The following is a 24,463-nucleotide window of genomic DNA, read 5'->3' as shown; positions in this document are numbered from 1 at the left end:
CGATGACCGTCGCTCGGGTGGCTTCAACCGTGACGACCGTGGCGACCGCGGTGGCTTCAACCGCGACCGTGGTGGCTTCGGTGCCGGTCGTGACCGCGATGACCGTCGCTCGGGTGGCTTCAACCGTGACGACCGTGGCGACCGCGGTGGCTTCAACCGCGACCGTGGTGGCTTCGGTGCCGGTCGTGACCGTGACGACCGTCGCTCGGGTGGCTTCAACCGTGACGACCGCGGTGACCGCGGTGGCTTCAACCGCGACCGCGACGACCGCGGCGGCCGCTCCTTCGGGGACCGTCCGGCCCGCTCCTTCGGCGACCGCCCGTCCTTCGGCCGGGACCGCGACGAGCGCGGCGGCAGCAGCAGCCGTCCGTTCTCGCGCCGTGACGACCACCGCTCCGGCGGCCGTCCGCAGGCCGACCGCGGTGGCTTCAACCGGGACCGCGGTGGCTTCGACCGCGACCGCGGCGGCTTCAACGGCGGCGGCTTCAACCGCGACGACCGCAAGCCGCGCTGGAAGAACTGACGCCTGAAGCACACACGAAGGGCCCGCTCCGTCCCCCGGAGCGGGCCCTTCGTGTTCCCCCGGTTCCCCCCGATCCCCCGGAACACCTCGCTGCTGCTCGCCCCCCGAGGTGTTGTTCTGTAGGTGAGAATAACCTGTGGCGCGCGATGCCGGTAGTCCCGTAGCGTCCCGGACATGAGCAGCAGACTGCATGACGTGGCACGGGTGAACGAGGAGATCGCCGAGCGGGGGAGCTACCGGACGGCCGGGGGCGAACTCGTGCAGGTGGGGGAGCAGTTGGCGGCGGCCAGGGCCGGCACGGTGTCGTACGCGCCGGAGGACCTGGACGCGCTGCTGGCGGCGGGGGAACGCGGGCCCGGGCCGGCGGGCGGGCGGATCGAGGTGACGGCCGAGGGGAGCATGGAAGCCGCCCGGCGGCTGGTCACGGCCGGGGCCGGGCCGGTCGGAGTGCTGAACTTCGCCTCCGCGCGCAACCCCGGCGGCGGCTACCTGCGCGGTGCTCGCGCCCAGGAGGAGGACCTGTGCCGCAGCGCGCTGCTGTACAGCTGTCTGGTGGAGGCACCGGACTACTACGAGGCGCACCGGGCCTCGACGGACCTCCGGTACAGCCACCGGGTGATCGTCTCGCCCGCGGTGCCGGTGATCCGGAGCGGCCGGGGGGACTTGCAGGCCCGGCCGTACCCGGTCACCTTCCTCACGTCGCCCGCGCCGAACGCCGGTCAGCTGGAACGGCGTTCGGCCGGTACGGACGTCCGGCGGGTGCTCGCCGAGCGGGCCGTCCGGGTGCTCGCCGCGGCGGCCCGGCACGAGGTCCGAGCCCTGGTGCTCGGCGCCTGGGGCTGCGGGGTGTTCCGCAACGACCCGGAGCAGGTGGCCGAGGCCTTCGAGGGAGCGCTGGCCCGGTACGGGGGCGCGTTCGAGCAGGTGGTGTTCGCGGTCTGGGACCGCTCGCCGGTCTCGGCGAACCGCGCCGCCTTCGAGGCGCGGTTCGGCGCGGCGGTCCGGTGAACGCCGGCTGATCAGCGCTTGCGGGCGGACAGCACGGTCGCGGCCGTGGAGGCCGCCGCGACCACCCCGGTGACGGCGAACACGGACGGCCAGGCGCCGATCCGCTTCGCCAGCGGGTGCGAGCCGCCGAAGGCCGCCACGTACAGACCGGTCAGCGCCGCCGCGGCGGCCGTGCCCGAGCTGCGGCGCCACTGGGCGGCCGCCCCGGCCCCGGCCACCGCCAGCACCGCGCCGCCCAGCTCGCGCCGACCGCTCCAGCGGGCCACGCCGTAACCGCCGACCAGACCGCTCGCCGCGGTCAGCGCGGCGGGCGCGGCGGCCGCGAGCGCGTTCGGGACCTTCGCCATCGTCGACTCCGTTCGTGGGGCTCGTGGGGAACCGTGCGTCGGTTTCCGACCATAACCCGGCGAACGGGGACGGCCCTTCGGGGGCCTGCGGTTGGACTACCCGAAGGCCGACGCCGTGGACGTTCCCGGCACCGTCCGGGCCAGCCGCTGGGCCGCCTCCGCCGGGTCGAGCACCCGCTCCAGCCGCAGGTCGCCCGGGACCTCCTGGATGAAGCGCCCGGCCGACCAGCTGCGCTCGTAGGGCAGTTGCTCCAGCACCAGGGTGCGGACCCCGTCCACCACCGGGATGTCGCTGGGCGTGCCCTCGTTCCAGAGCCAGGAGCCGTTCGGCGCCACCAGGTTGAAGGCGCCGGTGGCGATCAGCCGGCGGCCGTCCAGGAACTCCGTGCGGGCCAGTGCCACCACCTCCGGGTCCTGCGGGGTGCCGGGCAGGTGGCCGCCGCCGATCAGCACGTCGGCGAGCAGGGTGTGCAGCTGGAAGGTGTCGCTCAGGCCGCTCATCCGCAGCAGGTAGCCGGTGCCTGTGGGGCGGTCGAGTACCAGCAGCGGTTCGTCGTCGAGCACCAGCGCCAGGTGCGTCAGGCCCTTGAAGTCGTGCCGCTCGCCCTCGTAGCGGTCGAACAGCTCCAGCAGCACCTCGGTGACGCCCGAGGTGCGGGCCTCGGCGCGGACCGGCGCGTGCGTGTACACCGCCCAGGCGGCCTGCTGCCACAGGTGCAGCGTCCACCAGCCGACCACGGCCAGGTGGGCGTTCCACGCGTCGAGGTGCCCGGGGCTCTCGATCCGGGCGTGCGCCTCGGCCGGATCGTCGGCCTCCTGGTCCGGCAGCGGGCCGCCGCCGGTGCGCGCCCAGCCCTCGACCAGCCGCTGGGCGCCGGTCAGCGCCCCGCGCAGGCCGGCCAGCACCGGGCCGGCGCAGGCCACCGGGTCGGCACCGGACTCCACACAGGCGCCCACCACCATCGCCAGGTGCGCCCGGGGGAACGGCGGGGCGTCCGGCAGCAGGGCGGCCAGCCGGGGCCCGGCGGCCCGCCGCTCGGCCGGGCCGGCCGGACCGAACAGCCCGCCGACCAGGCCGAGGGCCGGGCCGAAGCGCTCGTCGTCGTCGGCCGCGACCACCGCCTCCAGTTCGGCCACCGCCTCCAGGAGGGCCGGCTGCTGACGCTGCGACGGAATGGAGCCGGGGGGCTGTTCGGGGTTCTGCTCGGTGGACATTCGCCGCAGCATAGGCGGCGTGGTCCGTCCACCGGAAACGCCCACCGTCGTCCGTCCGGGTGACGGATACTCACGCGGTGACCAGGTTCCCCGTTCCCCCCACCACCCCCGGTGCCGATGAGGCGTCCGAGCCGGCCCTGAAGGTGGCACCGCTCGAACTCTTCCTGGACCTCGTGTTCGTCTTCACCGTCACCCAGCTCACCAGCAGCCTGGTCCACCACCTGACCCCGGGCGGCTTCACCCAGGTGCTGGTGATGCTGGGGGTGATCTGGTGGATGTACGACGCCTTCATCTGGCTCACCAACGCGATGCCGCCGCGCACCCACGGGCGGCGCGGGCTGCTGATGCTGGCGATGGGCGGCTTCCTGGTGATCTCGCTGTCCGTGCCGCACGCCTTCGAGGGCAGCGGCGCCGCCTTCGGCTGGGCGTACCTGGTGGTGGTCGCCCTGCACACCGGGATGTTCATCGCCGCCGGGGTGACACCCGCCGCGGTGCTGGGGATGGGCGCCTCCAACCTGGCCGTCGGCGCCCTGGTGCTGGCCGGAGGCTACCTCGCGGGGACGGTCCAGCTCGGCTTCTGGGCAGCCGCCTTCGCGATGCAGTACGTCACCCCGAGGGCGGCCCGGCTGCCGGAGTTCCGGCTGCGCGCCGACCACTTCGTGGAGCGGCACGGGCTGATCGTGATCATCGCGTTCGGCGAGTCGGTGATCGCCATCGGGGTCGGCGCGGAAGCGACCGGGCTCGGGCCCGCGCTGATCGCCGTCGCGCTGCTCAGCCTGACCGTCTGCGTCGGGCTCTGGTGGGCGTACTTCGGGCACGACGACGACGCCCGCGCCGAGCACCACATGGCCGCGCTGTCCTCCGCCGAACGCAACCGGGCCGCGGTCACCGTCTACTACCTCGGCCACCTCGGACTGCTGCTCGGCGTGCTGCTGTTCGCGGCCGGGGTGAAGTCGGCGACCGCGCACCCCGCCGCCGCGATCACCCAGCCGCAGGCCGTCGCGCTGGCCGGCGGCGTCACGCTGTACCTGGTGGTGAACACCGCCATCCGGCGCTTCTTCGGACTCGGGCCCCACCTGCCCCGGCTGCTCGGCGCGGCCGTGGTCGTGGAGACCGTCCCGCTGGGCACCGGGGTGTCGGCGCTGGCCCAGGTCGCCGCCGTGGTCGCGGTGCTGGCCGCGGTCTTCGGCTACGAGGCCGTCTGTCGGCGCCCGGTGGGAGACTCCGGGCATGACTGACAGTGCGATCACCGACGGCCGCTACCGGATCCGCAACGTCGGCAGCGGCTTGCTGCTGGAGGTCGCCGAGGCCTCCCGGCGCAGCGGCGCCCGGATCCGGCTGGGCACGGACGACGGCTCCGACGCCCAGCTCTGGCAGCTCGCCGCCGTCCACCCGGGCGGCGCGCTGTTCCACATCGAGAACGCCGGCAGCGGCAAGCGCCTCGACGTCACCGGCGCCTCCCCGGAGGACGGCGTCCCGATCCAGCAGTGGTCCGCCAACGCCTTCGGCGCCCAGGAATGGCTGCTGGAGGCCCACGTCGACGCCCCGGGGACGTACACCGTCACCAGCTTCGTCAGCGGCAAGCCGCTGACCGCGCCGGAGGCCCCGGACGGAGTCGTCCAGCAGTGGGAGGACGTCGACTCGCCCACCCAGTGGTGGCGCTTCGAGCGGCAGGGTTAGGGAGAACGGCCGGGACTTAGCCTGGAGACAGGGCGTGCATCGAGACGGGGAAGGCATGACTGACAACTGGGTTCCGCCCGAGGGTTCCTGGGCGTCGTCCGAAGCCCGGCGACGGAACATGCAAGCCATCCGAAGCCGGGACACCAAGCCCGAAATGCGGATCAGGCAGTTGGTGTACGCCGACGGCTTGCGTTATCGCGTGGCCGCCCGCCCCCTGCCTGGTCTACGCCGCACGGCTGACATGGTCTTCCGGCCCGCGAAGGTTGCAGTCTTCGTGGACGGCTGTTACTGGCACGGGTGTCCCGAGCACTACGTCTCACCCCGTACAAATCCGGGTTACTGGTCAGAGAAAGTAACCCGGAACGTCTTGCGTGACCGTGATACGGATTCCCAGCTGGAAGCAGCCGGCTGGACCGTTCTCAGGTTCTGGGAACACGAGTCACCAGTCGAATGCGCCCTGTCCATCGTCAGTACCGTGAGATCCAGACGCCGAAATAGCTGAAGGCGCGGTCTCGCCTTCCGGTCGCGGACCGAGCCGCAGCACTTCGGCGATGCTTTCCCCGAACGCCTTGGCCACGGGTGGGGGGAAGGCGTTTCCGATCTGACGGTAGCGGGCCGTCTTTCCGCCTTCGAAGTGCCAATCCTCGGGGAACCCCTGGATGATGGCAGCCTGCTTGACGGTCAGCTTCGGGCCGACCTCGTTCAGCAGATCACGGTCCACGGCGATGTCATCGCCCATGTCATTCGCCACGCCCATGGCGTCGACGCCGAGCAGCTTCCAGGCGGCCTTGGCCCGGCTGGGGCCCAGGTCGGCACCGCCGTGCTTCTTCGATCCTCCAACCAGAGTGGGAGCGACACCCCCCCGTCGGGCATGCTCCTTCCAGCGCTCATGTATGGCCGCCAGCTGTACAGCCCGATCGGGGTAAAGGTTTTGCGCATGCTGGTAACGTTCCGCCATGCTCTTCTTGAGCGCCTCAAAAACTGTCTTCTGCTTCGATTCTCCAGTAGGCCACTGAAATTTCTCCGCATAATAGTTTCCGTGAATGGCGACCAGGATTGCGCGCGGCCTGAGCTGAGGAACTCCGTAATCGGCAGATTCAACCATATCCCACCTGCAGACGGAATACCCCAGAGTCTCAAGCTTCCTGGTGATATCTTTTCGGTATCCGGCAAACTTGTGTGCAGGCTGGAGGAGTCCCCGGACATTCTCGATCATGACCGCCTTCGGGCGGATTTTTTTGACGAGATCAAGCATTGTGGGGAACAGGTCTCGTTCGTCGTCCTGGCCCAGCTGGCGGCCGGCCAGGGAGAACGGCGGGCACGGGACCCCACCGGCCAGCAGGTCGATTTCGAACGGTTCAAATTTGGGGGGGTTCTTGGCGAAGTCCTTCACATCCATGTGGAGGACTGCTTTGTTCTCGCGCTCCCACTTCCAGTCGCGGCGTTGATCCACATTCTTCTGGAGGGCAGCCGCCGCGTGCTTGTCGATCTCGACGAGTGCGTGGTGCCTGAAGCCTGCTTGGTGGAGGCCGATCGCTTGGCCGCCAGCGCCCGCACAGATCTCGACCGAGGTCAGCCGGTCGGCGCTGGTAGTCATAGGTCGTCCTCCCTTGCTGCGACACGCAAAAGCCAAGTGTCGCAGAGGTGGAGACGTGCTGGGTCCAACTGGGTCCCCTGGCACCTGGCATGGTTCTGGCTGATTGTGCCAGGCGGGTCAGACAACGTGAGACCGCGGCGCAGTCAGCCAGTGGGCGCTGCACCGCTGGCAAGCAGGACGGCGGACGGATCCGGCTCCCGGACACCTGCGGCGGCGGCGCTCAGGAGCCACTTCGTAACTGCGGGGATACCACGGATGCGCGCCGTCGACGGGACCCGTAGCCGGGCTGAAGCCCACTGTGACCCATGGCCCTGCCGATCGGCCGGAACGGCCTCGGCTATCCAGTGCCGGTCGACGGTGCTGATCGCTGTTGGCTGGTCCCGCCGGTCGAGGGTGAGGAACACCAGGAGCCACGCCGGATCGGTACGCATGGTCTCGTATTCGTGCCGTGACAGGAACAGCACCTGACCGGCGGCATTAGATGTGCTCTTGACCTCCAGATGAACGCTGGAGCCGCCTGATTCCACCGCTATGTCGTAACCGAAGCCGTCCGAAATGGCGGATACGTGAATGACGTCTGCGGTCATTGCGCGCCGGAGCAGGGTCAGCAGAGCATTCTCCCCGGCTGCACCGAGCCGGGTGCGTTCGGCGAGCCAGGCACTGGATATGGAGGCGGCGGTGTCGTCATGGCTGAGATCGAGCACAGCTGCCAGCCGCTGGGCGGCAGGGGGCAGTGTGTCGACTCCAGAAGTGGCGTTGCGGTCTTCGGTCAGCCAGTCGGGGCGTGCTGTCGCCAGGGTTCGCTCCAGCAGCTCAAGGCGGAGAAGCCGATCCGCCGTCCTATACCGGCCTGCTGCGTGGCCAGGCAACGGCACCAGCCCGATCCGCCGTAGCCAGGTCAGGCCATCGTCGTACTGGCTTGGCGTCAAATCGGCGTACCGGGTATGGCTGGTGAAGAGCGCCCGTGCGCGGTGGGCGTCCTCCGTCCGCAGCATGTGAAGCCAGCGCAGTGCGGCCTTCATCGCTCCATCAGCGGGCAGCGGCGTCATCAAGGTGCTCCAAGAAGGCTTGGACATCCGCGATGTCCATTCCTGCCGCGACGGATGGCTCTTCCTGTAGGTCCGCGAGCTGCTGGACAGCCGGATCATCGAGAATTTTGCCCATGAACTGCAGTTTCAGCTCCAGCCGTTTCGCTACGATCTCATCGACCGAACCACGGGAAGCCAGGACCGTGATTCGGGTCTCGGCGTCGGGTGCCAGCCCCAGGCGGTGGATCCGGTCCAGACTCTGCAGGAACCGGCCGGCTTGGAAGTCCCGGTCCACGTAGACCGCGTCATGGCACACCTGGTGCAGGCTGATGCCCTCGCCCAGTGTGGCGGGGTTGGAGATCAGGACCATACAGTCAGGGTCCTCCCGGAAGCGCCGGATCTGGGCTTCCCGGTCCACGGTGCCGCCGTGGACGAGGGCTGGTCCGAAGTCCGTGAACATCGCTTCGAGGGTGGTCAGGCTTCGTACGAAGCTCGCCCAGACCAGTGTCTTCCGTCCCCGGGCGGCGTTGGCGGCAACCAGTTGCCGGGCTTCCTGGTACTTCGGTGAAAGCTCATACGACGGCAACTCCGCCATGAGGGTTCGAAGCGAGGAACTGGCTGGAACGTCCAGCGGATCAAGACGGTATTCAAGCGGCTCATAGGCGCTGCTGCCCTCAATGAGCAGCGCAGGACTGGTGGCGGCCATGAGCATTCGGAGCATTGACCGCCCCAGCGCCTCGAAATCCGTTCGAGCGCCTTCCGCGCGTGCTGAGTACTGGCCCGCCAGCGCGTCGTAGATCTCGCGATGGAGGGCTGGCATCTCGACGTACCGAATGGTCGTCACGGCCGGCGGAAGCTTGAGTTCCCGCTTCGTGGTCCGGGTGTACAGCGGACGCAGGACAGTGCTGGCATGCGCGAGGTCGCCCCCTCCGACGGCCTGGCTGACGACCCGCCGTCCGTGGCCGGGCCACACGAAGGAAAGCAGGTTCTCAAGGTCCTTGGCTCCATTGGGCGCGGGCGTCCCGGTGAGGATGAGCCGACGCTTGCTGAGGGGACCGAGCGACATGCACGCGGCGCCGTAGGTCCCCTGCGATCCGAGCTTCATCCGGTGTGCTTCGTCGAGCACGAGCATGCTCGGTGCAGCCTTCAGCCACCCGGCGAGGGCAGCCAGCTGGCGGTTCAGACGCTCGTAGTTGACGATCAGGACTTCAGCGCCAGGATCGGGTGCGCCTGAAAGGACAGCCGTTCGGGGTGGCTGCTGGAAGCACAGCTCGGCTTCGGCCTGCCACGCCTCATAGGCGGACTTCGGACTGACCACGAGAAGACGGCTGACTTCCTGCTGCTCACGCAGGGCCGCGAAGACAGCCAGAGTGGCACGGGTCTTTCCGGCGCCGGGCACGCTGAAGTTGGCTCCGTGCCGCAGCGAGAGCAGTCGGGCCACGTCCCTCCGCTGGAAGGACGTGAGGTCGGCCACCCAGTTGTCGCCGAGCAGGCCCGGTACGGAATCCGCCGGGATGATGATCTCGTCAGAGGAGGAGCCTGACAGTTGCCTGCTGGCGGTGTCGGCGTCGTCGAGAACACTGCCAGCTAGTTCGGCAAGAGCGTCCTCCCACTGCACGCTCTCCGGTGCTGGCCAGCTGGCGAGTTCATCGAGGCTGGCGAGGAAATCGTCCAGCGGGACTTCGGCCGACGAGACACCACGCATGCCTCCGTTGCCGAATCGCATGGAGAGTCGTGCGAGGTCATGGTGGAACCCCGCTGCTGCCCGTAGGACAGCAGCGGTCCGCGTGACGTCGAAGCCAATCTGCAGAGACGGTTCTGCGGTCAGACTCACTCATTCTCCCGTACAGCGTTCAGCAGCCAGGTGACTCCGTCCCCAGCCTCGACGATGCTGCGCTGAGCCTCTTTGGCCAGCTTGGCGAGGCTTTCACGCAGTAGCAGTACGGCTTCGTCGAACGCCTCCTCATCGAGGCTGCGGGAACCGCGGGACAGTACCAGGTCCGTGATGCACTGATCGATGTCCTGGCTCGCGTCGTTCAGGCGATCCGGGGCCGCCCTCTTCCGCTTCCGCAAGCGGGCATCGCGGCCAGCCGGGTCAAGCGCCACCTCCACGGCGTCCTTCGCGGCTTTCACGCTCTGGGCGGCGGCCCTGATCTGCTCAGGAGGGAGCTTGTCGGCTGCGGCTTCAGCTGCCTTGACCCGCAGGACCGAGTCCGTGAAGGCCTTCGCTGCCGCGACCTTGGACGTCTCGGCCGGCTGGACCGACCGGTTCAGCCCGGGAATGGACACTGCCGAAGGAGCCTTCGCGGTCGACTGGCGGAAGACCTCCGGCAACTGCCTGCTGAGGTAGCGGTCGTGGAAGTCCTCTTCGATGACTCGGACATCGGTCTTGGAGAAGCCGAGGATCATTGCGGCCAGACGGGCTTCCTTGATCAGCTCTGCGTTCTCCCGCCTGTTCTCCCTGACTTCCTTCGCGTATCGACGACGAAGTTCCTTGAGCTTCTCCTGATGCTCTTCGAAGTCAACCAGCCGAAGTGCGACTTCACCGTCGGAGCTGCGTTCGATCATTTCCCGGATACAGGACAGGATCCACAGGTCCTGCTCGCACGCTGCTGCGTTGGAGCGGAAGTCGTGCGCCACACTTCCGATCGGCCGGCCGAGTGCGACCTGCTCCTCGATCGCGAGGAGCCGGTTGATGTAGGAGTAATCGCGCCGGTGATCCTTGCGGAGCTGCAGGGAGAGCTCCACCGCGCTGATGTCTGCCCAGGTGGCGTCACCAGGGAGCACTCCGACGCGGATGGTCTGGTGGCCGAGTTCCTTCAACGCTGCTCGTCGAGTGTTGCCGTTGACGAGGATCCCGTCCCGGGTGATCAGGCCCGGATCATTCTGGCCGAAGTCGGCGATGCTCTTCTTCAGCTCCGTGAAATCCGGGTCGGTCTCATGGGGATTCGACGGCTTGGCCTGGAGCAGGTGGTGCAGGTAGTCCTGGCTCTCGGGGCTCCAAGGACTGGCATCGAGCGAGGCGTCGAGCTTCGGGTCGTGGCTGCGCTGAGCCCGGATCCGGTGCGTTCCGGCGTTGTAGTAGAGGCTGTCCGTCGGCATGTCGATGACTTCGACGTTCAAGTCGCGACCGCGCCATTCGATCTTGACGGACTCGCGCACCCCGCCAGCCAGGGCAGCCTCGTTCAGCCGCTGCTCGACCAGATCCTGGTTGTACGCAGCCATTGGGGGGCGGCCAAGGTCCGGGCTCATGAATCCAGTTCTCCTCTGAACGTAGGGACGCGTTGTTGCGGATGGTGGTGAGATCGCGCGGACGGGACGGAGACCGGACCGCTACCCCAGGCTGGACTGGAGGACGTTCCGGAAGCGCGCCCGGGCCTCAGCCGGCATGGTGCGGTAGGCCGCCCACAGCAGCTCGACCTTGCCGAACTCCCGCTTGTCCTCCTTCACCCAGGAGGCGAGCATGCGGAGCTCCATGGCGCCGAGATGCGCGATCTCAGCGATCGTCCGGGCGGCGTCGGTCTGCAGGTGAGTGGCTCCGACGCGGCAGCGTCGGCATTCGGTAATCAGCTCCGTGGCCGTGGTGCCGTCCTCTAGCCGCACCTCGCGGCGGGCGATGTCCAGCTGGGAACGCTCGTATGACTCGGCGTATTCCTCACCCGGGGAGATGCCGCAGCTGCGACAGATGTGGCCGTCCTTGGTCAGCACTTCGCGGCGCCTGGTGCCGGTGATGCCGGACGTTTCCTTCCCCGGGCCCTTGCGCTCCTCCCAGACCGGTTCGCCGATGGACACCAGACGCAGTTCGTTGGCGCCGAGTCGGGTGTCCTCGCGGGCGGTGTCGATGCGCCAGCCACGGCTCCGCAGATCGCGCACCCTGCGGTCGATCTGGGCCACGCCGGGGAACACATCGCGCAATTGTGCGTACGTGAAGATCCCACCTTCGCCGGCTGCAGTGGCCAGCCACAGCCCCACTCGCTTCATCGAACCCAGAGTGGTGTCTTCCCATGAGGGCAGTGCCATGGCTGTTCCTCCTAGTTGAGCGCGATGGAGTCCACGCGGGCTGCAGCGCACGGAAACGCGGAGCGGTCCAATGCAGCAGACCACCCACGTGGACGGGATCCAGTTAAGGGCGGGAAGCCGGGCTGGCGCCAGCCCCAAACGATCTTTCGCGGACACTCTGAAGATGGTCGCCTTCTCACCCCCGGTTTGATCGGACACACTCGGATGGCCACCACTGTGCGGACACTGAGGAGGGGTCGTGCCACCGCTTGGACAGGTCGGCGGAAGTTTCGCGGAGGGAAGCACTCCGGAACAGCGGGAGCTGGCGACGGTCATGTGTGCTCTGTACCGCCAGCTCAGCTCTTGTCAGCGAGGAACGGACGGGGCACCCACGGGACACAAGCCGGGAACGATGGCAGCCAATGCGAAGCGCCTGAACATCGCCGAGAGCACCCTCAGCAGCTACCTGCACGCCCGGGTCGTTCCGCCCTGGAAGACGCTGGAGCGGTTCTACAAGATGGTGCGCCGACATGTAGGGCGTGAGCTGGTGTGGTCCTCGGCTGATCTCAAGGAGCTGCGTGAGCGGGCGTCACAGCGGCCGTGCGACCGGTGCACGGGGGAACAGCACCGGACTTGCACCATCTGCGGTCACCGCAGCGAGACCTGTGCGGACGGCCCCACCATCGGCACGGCGGCCGGGGCTGAGAACCCCGGCTCGCACGCGGTCTCGGCCGACCACGGCGCTGAAAGCCGGCCCGTTGGCACGGACGACAGTGGTGCGTCGGTTCTGCCGGTCTCCCTCCACCAGGGGGACCGGCAGAACACCACGGCGCCGACCGCACTCGAGCCGGGTCTCGAGGAAGCCATCAACTACCTCAGGGCGGGCAGAGACCGGGACGCGCACCTGGTTCTCGCCGAAGCCGGCGACAAGCTACCGGCTCACCGGATCCCCGACGTGGTGATGGCCTGCCAGGACCGAGGGTTCGTCGTTGCCGCGGATGCCATGCTGCACAGCGCGGCGCGGCGCCCGTCGACGGAGGTCCTGCACATCGTGCGTCTGTTCAACTCAGCTCAGCGCTACCAGGAGGCTGACCTGGTCTTGAAGGTGGCGACCTCACAATGACCAGGGTTCAGCCCTGCTGGCACGTAACCACCGGTAGTGCTGGGTTACCTGAGGTCAGGGTGGAGTCGGTGTGCGGGTGACAGTCCGGTGCCGGTCAGGCATCCCTCGATGAGGGTTGACTGGAGGTGCATGTGTCGCAGACCTCGGCGGAGGGTGCGGGCGAGGTGCTCGGCGTCGGCGACGGCGAGATTTGGTTATCGGACCGCGCCATGACAGGAGCTTACTGCCGATAGTGGGGACATCGAACTCCAGCCGGTCACGTCGATTCCCATTTGCCCGTTCACGGATTGCGTACGACTGGTTTTCGTGGGCCGGATGGTCAGGCTATCGGCAAGGTAGTGCGGATGGGGTCTGCGCGCGGTGATTCAAGAGGACCAGGTTTCCGATCGTGACCCACGAAGTCAGCCTGGGCCCGAACGGCTTACGACCGATCCCCTGAGCGAGCAGATGAAGCCGGCCCTCAGGCCGACAGGTTGGCCCGGAGGGCGTCCAGGTCGGCGTCGGTGAGGCCGTGGCTGTGGAGGTAGGCGGGGACGGTGCCGTGCTGGGTGCGGATCCAGTCGAGGGAGGCGGCGATGTGTTCGGCGGCGACCGGGCGGGAGAGGCGCTCGCTGCCGGTCTCGTCGATGTACGGGATCGGGCCCCCGTCGAGGCCGAGGCCGAGGTTGGAGAGCAGGAAGTCGGCGGTGATGTCGGCGTCCGAGGCGCCCAGCAGGGACTGCAGGACGGCGATGGTGAGGCCGGTGCGGTCCTTGCCGACCGCGCAGTGCACGACCACCGGGACGGCCTCCGGGGCGGCCAGCCGGCGGATGACCGCGCTGAGCGAGGGGCCGGCGGTCTCCGGCATGAAGGTGTAGAGGCCGGCCTGGTCCTCGGGCCAGGGGCGGTCGAGGTCGCCGCGGTTCGCTGGCAGCGTCGGCAGGTTGAGGGATTCGTGGTCGAGGCCGTACCGCTGGTCCGGCCAGGTCTCCAGCTCGAACGGGCTGCGCAGGTCGACCACCGTCCGCAGGCCGAGGTCCTTGAGCTTCCGGGCGCCCTCCTCGGTGAGCGTGTGGAAGGAACCGGAGCGGTACAGCACACCCCGGCGCAGGGCGCCGATCCCGCCCGCGTCACGGAAGTTGCGCACGCCGGGGATGTCGATGAAGGCAGCGGTCATGGCCCCCACCGTACGGGTGCGGACGGAGCGGGGGGAAGGAAACCGGAGAGGACTGTTCGGCGTCCGGCGGACGCCGAACAGGGTGCTCACCGCCCGCCGGAGACCTCCAGGAACGCTCCCGTGGTGTACGAGGCGGCCGGGGACAGCAGGAAGAGGATCGCCTCGGCGACCTCCTCCGGCTCCCCGCCGCGCCGCATCGGCAGGCCCGGCGCGACCCGGTCGACCCGGCCGGGCTCGCCGCCGAGCGCATGGATGCCGGTGTGGATCAGGCCCGGGCGGACGCAGTTGACCCGGATGCCCTCGTCGGCGACCTCCAGCGCCAGCCCGCGGGTCATCGAGTCCACCGCGCCCTTGGCGGCCGCGTAGTCGACGTACTCGTTCGGCGAGCCGATCCGGGAGGCGGCCGAGCCGACGTTGACGATCGCGCCGCCGCGCCCGCCGTGCCGGGTGGACATCCGGCGGACGGCCTGGGCCGCGCACAGGAACGGGCCGGTGATGTTGGCGGCCCAGATCCGGTTCAGCCGGTCCTCGTCGATCTCCTCCAGCCGGCACTGCCGCTCCAGCGTTCCCGCGTTGTTCACCAGCCCGGTGAGCGGCCCGAGTTCGGCGTCCACGGTGGTGAACAGCCGCTCCACTTCGGCGCTGCGGCTGACGTCGGCCCGGACGGCGATCGCGGTGCCTCCGGCGGCCTGGACGGCGTCCACGACGGCGGTGGCCGAGTCCTCGTCCGCACGGTAGTTGACGCACACCCGGTAGCCGCGGCGGGCGGCCAGCAGGGCGGTGGCGGCGCCGATGCCGCGGCCGGCGCCGGTGACGATGAGGACCTCGTCGTTGGTGGTGGTCGACATGGGCCGTACGCTACCCGGCCTGCTGCTCCGTGCGGGCGGCTGCCCGCAGTGCGGCGATCTTCGGGGCGCGGCTCTTCGGCGAGTCGAGGCTGAAGCCGCGGGCGTCGCCGAGCTCGTCCCGGACGAACGCCTCGGTGCGGGCCACCGCCCCGCGCAGCGCGTCGTCCAGGGGGACGAAGGACTGGTGGACGATCTCTGCCCGCTCCGTGTCGTACTCCCACAGGCCGACGATCCGGCCGCGGTCCAGCACCAGGTGGGTCTGCGGGTCGGCCTCGCTGCCGAAGGTGCGCCCGGTTCGGCCGGCCGGCAGCGGGCGGGCGGCGTCGGTGGGGTCGAGCAGCCGGGGCAGGTCGCGGTGCAGCAGGTGGATGCCGTCGATGCCGGCCAGCAGGGTGTAGTGCGGCTCGGCGGGCACCTCGAACCCGGCGAACTCCTCGGCGAGTTCGGGCAGCACCAGCAGTTCGGAGCCGGGCGCGAGCGGGACCGCCCCGGCCTCGGCGACGGCCCGGCGTGCGGTGGCCGCGGTGAAGCCGGAGAACCAGCGGAAGTGGCCGAGGGTGGCCGGACCGGCCCAGGAGAAGTAGCGGCGGGCGAGGTCGACGGCGTCCCCCGCGACCGGCTGGTCCCAGCCGACGTAGCCGTAACGCTGCTGGTCCAGGCGGCCGTTGACCGGTACCCGGCGGATTCGGCCGCGCGACTGCATCAGGCCGAGGGCGAGCGGCAGGGTGGTCGACAGCCCTCGCTTGCGGCCCGCCTCGCCGAGCGGCCGGACGGCGTCGCCGACCGCCTCCCGGATCGTGGTCGGGTCCAGCGGCCCGCCGTCGGACAGCACCCGCTCGATGGCCAGGCAGAGCTGCTCCACCTCGTCCCGGCCGACCCCCAGGTGCTTCGCCGCGGCGGCCAGTTCACCCGCCGGGGCGGCAGCGCCGACCGCCAGGCCGAGCGCGAAGTCGGCGGCCGGCAGCACGTAGGTGCAGCCGCGCGCGGCCGGCAGCTCGTGCACCTGCAACCCCGCCACCGCCGCGTCCACCGCCGCCCGCCCGAGCCCGGCCCGGGCGAACAGGCCCAGGTACGGGGCCGCGCCGCCGACCGAGCGGGACCAGCCGGTGGCGGCCAGCACCTCGGCGGCCGACGCCCCGGTGTGCGGGCGGTCCAGCCACTGCCGGTGGGACCACCAGGCCCGCAGTTTCTCGACGCCGACGGCTTCCGGGCGGGGATCGTGCTGCATGGGGCCAGTATCGACGGCCGGGCGGGCCCCGGTCCGGAAATCGCTCGCCCGGCGCGGCCCACTCGGGAGAGGATGCGCTCCCCGGCAGCCCGTTCGAGAGGAGCCCCGCTCATGCCCACCGCCGCCCCCGGCGCCGTGCTGCTGTCCGGCATCGTCGGCTCCACCGCGTACGGCTTCGCCCACGCCGGCTCCGACCTCGACCGGCTGGGCCTGTTCGCCACCCCCACCGAGGAGTTGCACGGCCTGCACCGCCCCGCCGAGTCGCACGTCACCACCGAGCCCGACGTCACCCTGCACGAGGCCGCCAAGTGGTGCCGGCTGGCGCTGTCCTGCAACCCCACCGCCTCCGAACTCGTCTGGCTGCCCGAGGACCTGTACGAGACCGTCACCCCGCTCGGTCGCGAACTGATCGGGATCCGGTCGAGCTTCCTCAGCGCACCGGCCGTCCGCAGGGCCTACCTCGGGTACGCGGACCAGCAGTTCCGCAAGCTGCTGACCCGCGACACCACCGACCCGGCCACCCGGCGCCGGGCCGCCAAGCACGCCCGGCACCTCGTCCGGCTGGTCGAGCAGGCCGTGCGCCTGCACCGCACCGGACACAACCTGATCCGGCTGCCCGACCCGGAACGCGTCCGCGACCTGGGCGAACGCATCGCCGACCGCCCCGCCACCGCCGAACCCCTGCTCGCCGACGCCGCCGGCCGGCTCGCCCGCCCCGGCGTCCTGCCCGAGGCCCCCGACCCCCGCCCCGCCGAGGCCTGGCTCCGCCGCGTCCGCGCCGCCCACTACGGCCCGCCCCAAGCTCCTCCCGCCGCCCCCGGCGCGCCCACCCAATCCACTGGCGGAGCCCTGGGGCCCACCGGGTAGGATCGCGGTGGCCCTCCCCACCCGGGACCAGCCCGCTACGGAGAGCCGCGGGGCATTAGCTCAATTGGCAGAGCTGCGGACTTTTAATCCGTAGGTTCAGGGTTCGAGCCCCTGATGCCCCACCCGGCCGCAGTGCTTCCGACCTGGGCGTCCTTCCTTCGGGGAGGGCGCCCTTCGTCGTCTCCGGGGCCGGTGCGGGACCCGCCGGAGTTGGGCGACGGAGGCTCAACTATCTTGATGCCATGGGACCTTTGAAGCCGGATCTTGCTCAACTCGTCGTCGGACTCGTCTGCTTCTTCCTGATCTTCGGCGTTCTCGGGGCGGTGCTGCTGCCGCGGATCGAGAAGTTGCTGGGGGAGCGCCGGGACGCGACCGAGGGCGGTGTGGAGCGGGCCGAGGAGGCGCGGGCGGAGGCCCGGCGGGTGTACGAGGAGTTCCAGGCGGAGCTCGTCGCGGCACGGCACGAGGCGGCGGCGATCCGGCAGACGGCCACCGAGGAGGGGGCGGCGCTGATCGCGCAGCTGCGGGCCGAGGGGCAGGCGCTGCGGGACACCATGCTGGCCGAGGCGCAGGTGCAGCTGGCGGCGGACCGGGTGCTCGCCGAGGCCGAGCTGCGGGAGGACGTGATCCGGCTGGCCGGTGAGCTCGCGGGGCGGGTGATCGGCGAGCCGGTCGCCGAGCTGCCGCGCACCCGGGCGATCGCCGACGAGTTCTTCGCCGCGCACGACGCCAAGGCCGGCGCCGACGCCTGACGTCCCCCACCTCCGTACTTCCCCACCTACGGCCCGGGCCCCGGGCAGTGGTCCAGCCACTGCCTGCAGCCCGGGCCGTTCTCCGTGGACGGAGGGAAACGCGCAGGTGGGCGCCCGGTGCGGACCATGACGTTTCGGAGCCGGGCCCCGCTGCGCATGCGTACGCCCCGGTTCCGGGACGTGCGTAAACGGGGATTTCAGTATGTACCGCCCGTCCGCGCCCGTGGTCGAATGACCGGGTAGTCGCTGGCGCCGGGGGCAGGCGGCCGGCCCTTGCGGGGTGCGGGAAATCCCCTCGCGAACGGGCCGGAAATACCTCGTCCTGACAGAACCTGGCAGACCGAGGAAAAAGAGGTAACCGTGGCCGAGCATTTCCTTTCCGCCTATCTCACACCGCCGGGGCCGGGTGCGGTCTTCTCGGTCCGGCACGACCAGAACGTCGCGCTGTGGCGCCGGGAGGGGGCCGACGTCGAACTGGTCCGGGTCTGGGAACTGGAACGGGTCAGCGGGCAGAAGCACCATTTCTGGCCGCTGTACACCGAGGGCCGGTCCGAGGCCTTCCTGTCCGCACTGCTGGCGGAGGAGGGGCTGACCCTCGACGACGTCACCGCCACCTGGGGCACCCCCGGCCTGCCGAAGGCACAGCCGGTGCCGAAGCCGGCCGGCGCGGAGGACTTCCCGCTGCACAGCCTGGCGCACCTGTTCAGCGGCGTGCTGCGGGACGTCCCGCTGTTCCGCGAGGGGCAGATCGTCGGCCTGGCCATCGACGCCCTGCCCGACTACGCGCAGGAGAGCCGCCCCAACCCGTACTGGTACGCCGGCTGCGTGGTCAAGCAGGGCCGGATCACCTTCGAGCCGGTGGAGTCCCCCGGGCCGCTGTACACCGCGGCCGAGACGGTGTTCGGGCTGGAGCCCGGCTCGCTGATGGCGCTCGCCTCCGCCTCCACCGCCGCGATCGAGTTCGACGCCGAGGCCGCGATCGCCGACGTCACCTTCTTCGGCGGCTCGGCGACCCAGCCCTGGAAGGCCGCCCACGACCTGGTGCGCTCGGTGGTGGACGCCGCCGAACAGCAGCTCGCCGGCGCCGAGCTGGACGACTCGCTCAGCCGTGAGGACCACCTGCGCAGCGCGGTGATGAAGGTGATCCAGCGCTGCTGCGAGGGCGTCGCGATCCGCAACGTGGAACGGCTGCTGGAGGTCGGCGGCATCCGCGCCGAGGACACCCACCTCGCCACCACCGGCGGCTACGCGCTCAACTGCCCCACCAACACCCTGCTGATGGACCGTTTCGGCTTCCGCGGCCTGGTCACCCCGCCGTGCGCCAACGACTCCGGCCAGGGCATCGGCCTCGGCCTGCTCGGTCTGTACGGGTCCGGCGCCCTCGACGCCTCGGACCTGCGGATCGTCTCCCCGTACTACGGCCGGGACGTGCTGGACACCGAGGAGGCGCTGGCCGAGTTCGCACCGTGGATCGTCTCGGTCACGGACTTCGAGGACGAGCGCTTCGTCGCCGACGTCTCGGACGGCGTGATCGCCTGGGTGGACGGCCGGGCCGAGCTCGGCCCGCGCGCGCTGGGCCACCGCAGCCTGCTCGGCGACCCGCGCTCGCAGAAGGTCAAGGACCTGCTGAACGAGTACAAGCGGCGCCAGTGGTGGCGGCCGGTCGCCCCGATGGTGATGGCCGAGCACGCGGGCGAGTGGTTCGCCTCCGACCGTGAGTCGCCGTACATGCTGGAGGCGGTCCAGGTCCGGCCGGAGGCACGGGAGCTGGTGCCCGCGATCGTCCACCTGGACGGCTCGGCCCGGCACCAGACCGTCACGGCGGAGTCCAACCCGGCGCTGCACCGGGCGTTGGACGCCTTCCGGGCCGCCACCGGGGTGCCGATCCTGTGCAACACCTCGCTCAACGACAAGGCCGAGGCGGTCGTCGACCAGGCCGCGCAGGCGCTCAACTTCTGTGTGCGCAAGGGCGTTCCGGTGCTGTACCTGTGCGGTCGGCGGGTCGAGCTGCGGGCCGAGCCGGTGCCGGCCGCCGAGGCCCCGACCGAGCCGCGCCCGCGCGCCCTGGAGTACTTCGCCGGGCAGGAGGCGGACCGCGACGCGCTGTGGCAGGGCTGGCTGGACGCCGGCTACACCGTCGAGGGCATGTACCACCTCTCGCGCAGCCACCAGCTGCGGGCCGAGCAGGAGCTGTCCACGCCGGAGCGGGTCAACCTGCTGGCCGCGTACCGGGCGAAGGTGGACCCGTCGTTCTCCGGGCTGGTGAACAACTTCCGCCGCACCCACGGGCCGGGAGGCTCCTTCGTCGACCCGTCCACGCTGACCGGGGCGTTCGGGGTGATCAACCCGCTGCGGCGCGGCAAGTAGCGCCGGAACCCGGAACGGGGGGGGGGGGGGGGGGGGGGGGGGGGGCCCCCCCCCCCCCCCCGGGGGGGGGGGGGGGGGGGGGGGGGGGGGCCCCCGGGGGGGATGTGCCGGTTCGGTGACCGGAGTGTCCCGGGTGGGTCGCGGTGCAGGGGGCGGGGTGCCGTGGTGGGGGCCGGGGTGGGATCGTGGCGGGGCTGGATCGGGGATCGGGGGTGGCCATGGGTGGTCGGCTGGTGGGTGCGGCGGTGGTCGGCGTCCTGGTGCTGGGCGGCGGGGTGGCGGCGGCCGGGCCGGCGGCGGCCGTGCCGGTGGTGCGGCCGACGGCATCGGCGGGGGTGAGCGGCCCGGCGGCCGTGCGGACGGTGCCGGGGCGGGCGCACCCGGTGCGGACCGGGCTGCGGGCGCATCAGATCACCGACCACACCGCCGTGTCGCGGCACAAGCGCAAGGCCAGGCGCAGCGTGGTCGGCCGGGCGCTCGACGCGGTGTTCGGCTGGCTCGCCCTCGCCGTGCTGGCGGTCGTGCTGGTCGTGCTGGTCGTGGTGCTCGCGGTCAGGCGGCGGAGTGGTTGAGGGCCCGTAGGGCGGCGTCGACCAGGCGGTCCGCGTGCTCGTGGGTGAGCGGGCCGAGCCGGTACTGCCAGCGGTAGTAGAGCGGGCCGTAGACAAGTTCGACGGCGAGGTCGAGGTCGGCGTCGGGGGCGAGTTGGCCGGCCTCGCGGGCGACGCGGAGGCGGTCGCGGGTGACTTCCAGCAGCGGGTCCAGCAGGCGGGTGCGGTACTCGGCGTGCAGCGCCGGGTCGTTGAGTAGCTCGGCGATGATGGCGCGGTAGGTGCGGTCGGCGCCCGGGTCGGTGAGTTCCTCGCAGGTGGGGCGCAGGACGGCCCTCAGGTCGGCGGCGAGGTCGCCGGTGTCGGGGAGCGCGAGGCCGCCGTCGTGCCGGCTGACGGCGAGGAAGGCGTCGAAGACCACGGCGCCCTTGGAGGGCCACCACCGGTAGATGGTCTGCTTGCCGACCCCGGCGCGGGCGGCGATCGCCTCGACGGTCAGCTTGCCGTAGCCGACTTCGGCGACGAGTTCGGTGGCGGCGGCGAGGACGGCGGCGCGGGCGCGTTCGCTGCGGCGGGCGGGGTCGGGGGCGGTTCTGGAGGCCATGGGAAAAATTCTATGCGAGACGGCGAGACGAGACGTATTGTCTTCTCAAGTGCTGCGAGACGGAACGTCTCGTCTTCATCGTCGTCCCCGGAGGTGCCCGTGAACCGCCCCGCACACATCCTGATGGCCTCCGTCCCGGCGCACGGGCACGTCAACCCCAGCCTCGCCGTGATCACCGAGCTGGCCGCCCGGGGCCACCGGGTCAGTTACGTCAACGACCCGTCCTTCCGTGAGACCGTCGAGTCCACCGGCGCGTCCTTCGTCCCGTACGCGACCGCGCTGCCGCTCGCCGACGACCCGGCCGGCTGGCCGGAGGACCCGGTGGCGATCCAGGACGTGTTCCTGGACGACGCGTTGTCGATGTGGTCCGCCCTGCTGGAGGCCTTCGAGGACGACCGCCCCGACCTGGTCCTCTACGACATCGCGGGCTTCGCCGGGCGGGCGCTCGGCGAACGGCTCGGCGTGCCGGTGGTGCAGCTGTCCTCCAGCTTCGTCGGCTGGGACGGCGTCGAGGAGGACCTGGCCGAGGTCTTCGAGGCGATCCGCAACGGCCCCGGCGGTCCCGAGCATTACCGGCGGTTCGCCGACTGGCTGGCCGGGGCCGGCGCGGTGCAGCGGGACGTCGAGGCCTTCAAGAACCGCCCCGAGCGGTGCATCGCGCTCGTCCCGCGGGCGCTCCAGCCCAACGCGGACCGGGTGGACGAGCGGCGGGTCAGCTTCGTCGGGCCCTGCTTCGGTGACCGTGCCCACCAGGGGCGGTGGGAGCGCCCGGCGGGCGTCGAGAAGGTGCTGCTGGTCTCGCTGGGCTCGGCCTTCACCCACCGGCCCGCGTTCTACCGGGCCTGCGTCGAGGCCTTCGGCGGCCTGCCGGGCTGGCACGTCGTGCTGCAGATCGGCAAGCACACCGACCCGGCCGAGCTCGGTGAGCTGCCGGAAACCGTCGAGGTGCACCGGTGGGTGCCGCAGCTGTCGGTGCTCGCCCAGGCGGACGCCTTCGTCACCCACGCCGGCATGGGCGGCTCCAGCGAGGGCCTGTTCCACGCGGTGCCGATGATCGCGGTGCCGCAGGCCGCCGACCAGTTCGCCAACGCGGACGCCCTGGTCGGCCTCGGCGTCGCCCGCCGGCTGGACACCGACGCGGCCACCCCGGAGGCGCTGCGGGGAGCGCTGCTGGAGCTGGTCGGGGATGCCGCGGTGGCCGAGCGGCTCAAGGCGCTGGCCGCCGCCGGTCGGGCCGAGGGCGGCACCGCGCGGGCCGCCGACCTCATCGAGGCCGAGTTGAAGGGCTGACGGCCGCCTGCGCCGCGCACCCGGGCCGGGCTGTGGCGGCCCCGGGGTGCGGCCCGGATCCGGGCGTCGGAGAATCCGGATGGTGAGCAGCTGTTGTCATATCTCCATTCACCTGATGTGATTATGTATATGGATATGCACAGTGCTGTGGCCCCCGACGCTCCGCTGGTCCAGGTCGGCAAGGCCGACGTCAGTGCGGAGGACGTGCTGGCCGTCGCCCGGGGCAACGCCCGGGTCGAGATCGGTCCCGACGCGCTCGCCGAGATGGCGGCCGCCCGGGCGCGGATCGATGCCCTCGCGGCCGAGCCGCGCCCCGTCTACGGCGTGTCGACCGGCTTCGGCGCGCTCGCCGTCCGGCATATCAGCCCCGAGCTGCGCGCCCAGCTCCAGCGCTCGCTGGTCCGCTCGCACGCGGCGGGCATGGGTCCGGCGGTCGAGCGCGAGGTGGTCCGCGCGCTGATGTTCCTGCGGATGAAGACCCTGGCCTCCGGCCGTACCGGCGTCCGCCCGCTGGTCGCCCAGACCATGGCCGCGCTGCTCAACGCGGGCATCACCCCGGTGGTGCGCGAGTTCGGCTCGCTCGGCTGTTCCGGCGACCTCGCGCCGCTGTCGCACTGCGCGCTGGTGCTGATGGGTGAGGGCACCGCCACCGGCCCGGACGGCGTGGAGAAGCCCGTCGCGGAGCTGCTGGCCGCCGCCGGGATCGAGCCGGTCGAGCTGCTGGAGAAGGAGGGCCTGGCCCTCATCAACGGCACCGACGGCATGCTCGGCATGCTGGTGATGGCCATCGCCGACCTCCAGCGGCTGTTCACCACCGCCGACATCACCGCCGCGATGACCCTGGAGGCGCTGCTCGGCACCGACAAGGTGCTCGCCCCCGAGCTGCACGCCCCGATCCGCCCGCACCCGGGCCAGGCGCTCAGCGCCGCCAACATGCTCGCCGTGCTCCAGGGCTCCGGCCTCACCGGCCACCACCAGGACGACGCGCCGCGGGTCCAGGACGCCTACTCGATCCGCTGCGCCCCCCAGGTCGCCGGAGCCGGCCGGGACACCCTGGCGCACGCCCAGCTGGTCGCCTCGCGCGAACTCGCCGCCTCGGTGGACAACCCGGTGGTGCTGCCGGACGGCCGGGTGGAGTCCAACGGCAACTTCCACGGTGCGCCGGTCGCGTACGTGCTGGACTTCCTCGCCATCGCCGCCGCCGACCTCGGCTCGATCTCCGAGCGCCGCACCGACCGGCTGCTCGACAAGGCCCGCTCGCACGGCCTGCCGGCCTTCCTGGCCGACGACCCGGGCGTGGACTCCGGCCTGATGATCGCCCAGTACACCCAGGCGGCGCTGGTCAGTGAGAACAAGCGGCTCGCCGTCCCGGCCTCGGTCGACTCGATCCCGTCCTCCGCGATGCAGGAGGACCACGTGTCGATGGGCTGGTCGGCCGCCCGCAAGCTGCGCCAGGCCGTCGAGAACCTCGGCCGCATCCTCGCCGTCGAACTCACCGCCGCGGCCCGTGCGCTGGAGATCCGTCAGCAGGCCGACGCGTCGGGCGGGCTGGCCCCGGCCACCGCGGCCGCGATGGCCGCCGCCCGCGAGGCGGGGGTCGGCGGCGCCGGCCGCGACCGCTTCCTCTCGCCGGACCTGGAGGCCGCCGCCGCGCTGGTCGCCTCCGGGGACCTGGTGCGGGCGGTCGAGCGGGTCACCGGTCCGCTGGCCTGAGGTGTCCCGGGCGCGGGGCGGCCGGGGCTCAGTCCCAGTCGCCCCGCGGCCGGCGCTCCTCCCGGTCGCGGCGGTTGCCCAGGGCCGCGGCGAAGTTGACCCCGATGATGCCCGCCCAGCAGGCCAGCAGGCCCACGAAGCCGCCGCTCTCGGGGCTGCTCGCGATCGCGGTCAGCGGGATGCCCAGGGCCAGCGAGATCACCGCCAGTCGGTTGCCGGCCCGGCCGGGGGCCCAGGGGCGGTGGGAGCGGCGCCGGTCCCGGTCGCGGTGGTCGGGCTCGTAGTCGTCCAGCCGCGAGGCCACCGAGCGCTCCACCCGGGCGTCCAGGCGGGCGTCGAGGCGCTTCATGAAGGAGTCGACGAGCTCCTCCTCGTACTCCTTGCCGAGCTCCTTGCGGGCCTGGAGGGTGGCGTCGAGGTCGCGCCGAAGTTCGTCCTGGCGAGTGTCCATGCCAGTAGCGTGGGGCCGCCGTGCGGCCCGGTCCATCCGTTCGCGGGAGGAATCCGGGCGGGGTCAGGGGGAAATCAGGGTTACCCCGAGGCCGGTGGTCCCGGGTGGGCCGCCGC

The 24,463-nt window shown here is 71.2% G+C and carries 23 protein-coding genes, 1 tRNA gene and 1 pseudogene; 13 read left to right on the top strand and 12 right to left on the bottom strand.

Annotated elements, in window-relative coordinates:
* A pseudogene (locus ACH4J0_RS35810) lies at positions 1-523 on the top strand (RNA helicase); the annotation flags it as partial.
* 174 nt (positions 524-697) lie between these two features.
* A complete protein-coding gene (locus ACH4J0_RS35805; protein ID WP_396245344.1) occupies positions 698-1,531 on the top strand; it encodes a TIGR02452 family protein in 834 nt (277 codons plus the stop codon).
* 11 nt (positions 1,532-1,542) lie between these two features.
* On the opposite strand, the gene ACH4J0_RS35800 is transcribed toward ACH4J0_RS35805, so the two are convergent.
* Together ACH4J0_RS35800 and ACH4J0_RS35795 are read right to left on the bottom strand one after the other, a co-directional pair.
* Positions 1,543-1,878, bottom strand: a complete 336-nt coding sequence (locus ACH4J0_RS35800; RefSeq protein ID WP_350507592.1) for a hypothetical protein — start codon at positions 1,876-1,878, stop codon at positions 1,543-1,545.
* Positions 1,879-1,974: 96 nt separating this feature from the next.
* The gene (locus ACH4J0_RS35795; RefSeq protein WP_396245342.1) at positions 1,975-3,093 is read right to left on the bottom strand and encodes a hypothetical protein; all 1,119 of its coding nucleotides are present in this window, start codon (positions 3,091-3,093) and stop codon (positions 1,975-1,977) included.
* A gap of 77 nt (positions 3,094-3,170) precedes the next feature.
* Here ACH4J0_RS35795 and ACH4J0_RS35790 point away from each other — a divergent pair, with 77 nt between their 5' ends.
* Genes ACH4J0_RS35790 through ACH4J0_RS35780 form a run of 3 tightly spaced genes read left to right on the top strand, consistent with a single transcriptional unit; the run spans position 3,171 to position 5,275 of the window.
* A complete protein-coding gene (locus ACH4J0_RS35790) occupies positions 3,171-4,331 on the top strand; it encodes a low temperature requirement protein A (protein ID WP_396245340.1) in 1,161 nt (386 codons plus the stop codon).
* Complete coding sequence (locus ACH4J0_RS35785; RefSeq protein ID WP_396245338.1) at positions 4,324-4,773, top strand: RICIN domain-containing protein; 450 nt, start codon at positions 4,324-4,326, stop codon at positions 4,771-4,773. The genes ACH4J0_RS35790 and ACH4J0_RS35785 overlap by 8 nt, the downstream gene beginning before the upstream one ends.
* A gap of 55 nt (positions 4,774-4,828) precedes the next feature.
* Positions 4,829-5,275 (top strand): very short patch repair endonuclease, encoded by a 447-nt coding sequence (locus ACH4J0_RS35780; protein ID WP_396245336.1) that lies wholly within the window; start codon positions 4,829-4,831, stop codon positions 5,273-5,275.
* On the opposite strand, the gene ACH4J0_RS35775 is transcribed toward ACH4J0_RS35780, so the two are convergent.
* The 5 genes from ACH4J0_RS35775 to ACH4J0_RS35755 form a co-directional block, all read right to left on the bottom strand.
* Positions 5,213-6,370, bottom strand: coding sequence for a DNA cytosine methyltransferase (locus ACH4J0_RS35775; protein WP_396245335.1), 1,158 nt, complete (start codon positions 6,368-6,370; stop codon positions 5,213-5,215). The genes ACH4J0_RS35780 and ACH4J0_RS35775 overlap by 63 nt on opposite strands.
* Positions 6,371-6,513: 143 nt before the next feature.
* Positions 6,514-7,446 (bottom strand): protein NO VEIN domain-containing protein, encoded by a 933-nt coding sequence (locus ACH4J0_RS35770; RefSeq protein ID WP_396245334.1) that lies wholly within the window; start codon positions 7,444-7,446, stop codon positions 6,514-6,516.
* Positions 7,400-9,232, bottom strand: a complete 1,833-nt coding sequence (locus ACH4J0_RS35765; RefSeq protein WP_396245332.1) for a DEAD/DEAH box helicase — start codon at positions 9,230-9,232, stop codon at positions 7,400-7,402. The genes ACH4J0_RS35770 and ACH4J0_RS35765 overlap by 47 nt, the downstream gene beginning before the upstream one ends.
* Positions 9,229-10,650: a ParB N-terminal domain-containing protein gene (locus tag ACH4J0_RS35760; RefSeq protein WP_396245331.1), complete on the bottom strand. Its 1,422-nt coding sequence runs from the start codon at positions 10,648-10,650 to the stop codon at positions 9,229-9,231. The genes ACH4J0_RS35765 and ACH4J0_RS35760 overlap by 4 nt, the downstream gene beginning before the upstream one ends.
* Positions 10,651-10,731: 81 nt before the next feature.
* A complete protein-coding gene (locus ACH4J0_RS35755; protein WP_396245329.1) occupies positions 10,732-11,418 on the bottom strand; it encodes a hypothetical protein in 687 nt (228 codons plus the stop codon).
* Between the two features lie 391 nt (positions 11,419-11,809).
* On the opposite strand from ACH4J0_RS35755, the gene ACH4J0_RS35750 reads away from it, so the two are divergent.
* Positions 11,810-12,520, top strand: coding sequence for a hypothetical protein (locus tag ACH4J0_RS35750; RefSeq protein WP_396245327.1), 711 nt, complete (start codon positions 11,810-11,812; stop codon positions 12,518-12,520).
* A 460-nt stretch (positions 12,521-12,980) separates the two neighbouring features.
* On the opposite strand, the gene ACH4J0_RS35745 is transcribed toward ACH4J0_RS35750, so the two are convergent.
* The 3 genes from ACH4J0_RS35745 to ACH4J0_RS35735 form a co-directional block, all read right to left on the bottom strand.
* A complete protein-coding gene (locus tag ACH4J0_RS35745; protein ID WP_396245326.1) occupies positions 12,981-13,676 on the bottom strand; it encodes a tyrosine-protein phosphatase in 696 nt (231 codons plus the stop codon).
* A gap of 86 nt (positions 13,677-13,762) precedes the next feature.
* Entirely contained in the window at positions 13,763-14,524 is a 762-nt protein-coding gene (locus tag ACH4J0_RS35740; protein ID WP_396245324.1) for an SDR family oxidoreductase, read from the bottom strand.
* Positions 14,525-14,534: 10 nt separating this feature from the next.
* A complete protein-coding gene (locus ACH4J0_RS35735; RefSeq protein ID WP_396245322.1) occupies positions 14,535-15,752 on the bottom strand; it encodes a DNA glycosylase AlkZ-like family protein in 1,218 nt (405 codons plus the stop codon).
* Positions 15,753-15,863: 111 nt separating this feature from the next.
* On the opposite strand from ACH4J0_RS35735, the gene ACH4J0_RS35730 reads away from it, so the two are divergent.
* From ACH4J0_RS35730 to ACH4J0_RS35710, 5 genes are all read left to right on the top strand, one after another.
* The gene (locus ACH4J0_RS35730; RefSeq protein ID WP_396245321.1) at positions 15,864-16,619 is read left to right on the top strand and encodes a DNA polymerase beta superfamily protein; all 756 of its coding nucleotides are present in this window, start codon (positions 15,864-15,866) and stop codon (positions 16,617-16,619) included.
* 49 nt (positions 16,620-16,668) lie between these two features.
* A tRNA-Lys gene (locus ACH4J0_RS35725) sits at positions 16,669-16,741 on the top strand.
* A 120-nt stretch (positions 16,742-16,861) separates the two neighbouring features.
* Positions 16,862-17,371, top strand: a complete 510-nt coding sequence (locus ACH4J0_RS35720; RefSeq protein ID WP_396245319.1) for a hypothetical protein — start codon at positions 16,862-16,864, stop codon at positions 17,369-17,371.
* A gap of 360 nt (positions 17,372-17,731) precedes the next feature.
* Positions 17,732-19,738 carry a carbamoyltransferase C-terminal domain-containing protein gene (locus ACH4J0_RS35715; protein ID WP_396245317.1) on the top strand — a complete coding sequence of 669 codons (2,007 nt, stop codon included), beginning with the start codon at positions 17,732-17,734 and terminating at the stop codon, positions 19,736-19,738.
* Positions 19,739-19,956: 218 nt separating this feature from the next.
* Complete coding sequence (locus ACH4J0_RS35710; protein WP_396245314.1) at positions 19,957-20,310, top strand: hypothetical protein; 354 nt, start codon at positions 19,957-19,959, stop codon at positions 20,308-20,310.
* Here ACH4J0_RS35710 and ACH4J0_RS35705 read toward each other — a convergent pair.
* Positions 20,291-20,893, bottom strand: coding sequence for a TetR/AcrR family transcriptional regulator (locus tag ACH4J0_RS35705; RefSeq protein ID WP_396245313.1), 603 nt, complete (start codon positions 20,891-20,893; stop codon positions 20,291-20,293). The two genes, ACH4J0_RS35710 and ACH4J0_RS35705, sit on opposite strands and share 20 nt — an antisense overlap.
* A gap of 123 nt (positions 20,894-21,016) precedes the next feature.
* Between ACH4J0_RS35705 and ACH4J0_RS35700 the strand changes: the two genes are divergently transcribed.
* A complete protein-coding gene (locus tag ACH4J0_RS35700) occupies positions 21,017-22,183 on the top strand; it encodes a macrolide family glycosyltransferase (protein ID WP_396245367.1) in 1,167 nt (388 codons plus the stop codon).
* 129 nt (positions 22,184-22,312) lie between these two features.
* Positions 22,313-23,896, top strand: coding sequence for a histidine ammonia-lyase (gene hutH / locus ACH4J0_RS35695; protein ID WP_396245311.1), 1,584 nt, complete (start codon positions 22,313-22,315; stop codon positions 23,894-23,896).
* 28 nt (positions 23,897-23,924) lie between these two features.
* On the opposite strand, the gene ACH4J0_RS35690 is transcribed toward hutH, so the two are convergent.
* Complete coding sequence (locus ACH4J0_RS35690; RefSeq protein WP_396245310.1) at positions 23,925-24,347, bottom strand: hypothetical protein; 423 nt, start codon at positions 24,345-24,347, stop codon at positions 23,925-23,927.
* Between the last annotated feature and the right edge of the window lie 116 nt (positions 24,348-24,463).

It is taken from the genome of Kitasatospora sp. NPDC017646 (assembly GCF_044329365.1).
GTDB lineage: Bacteria > Actinomycetota > Actinomycetes > Streptomycetales > Streptomycetaceae > Kitasatospora.
This window is presented reverse-complemented; position numbering and strand designations above follow the sequence as displayed.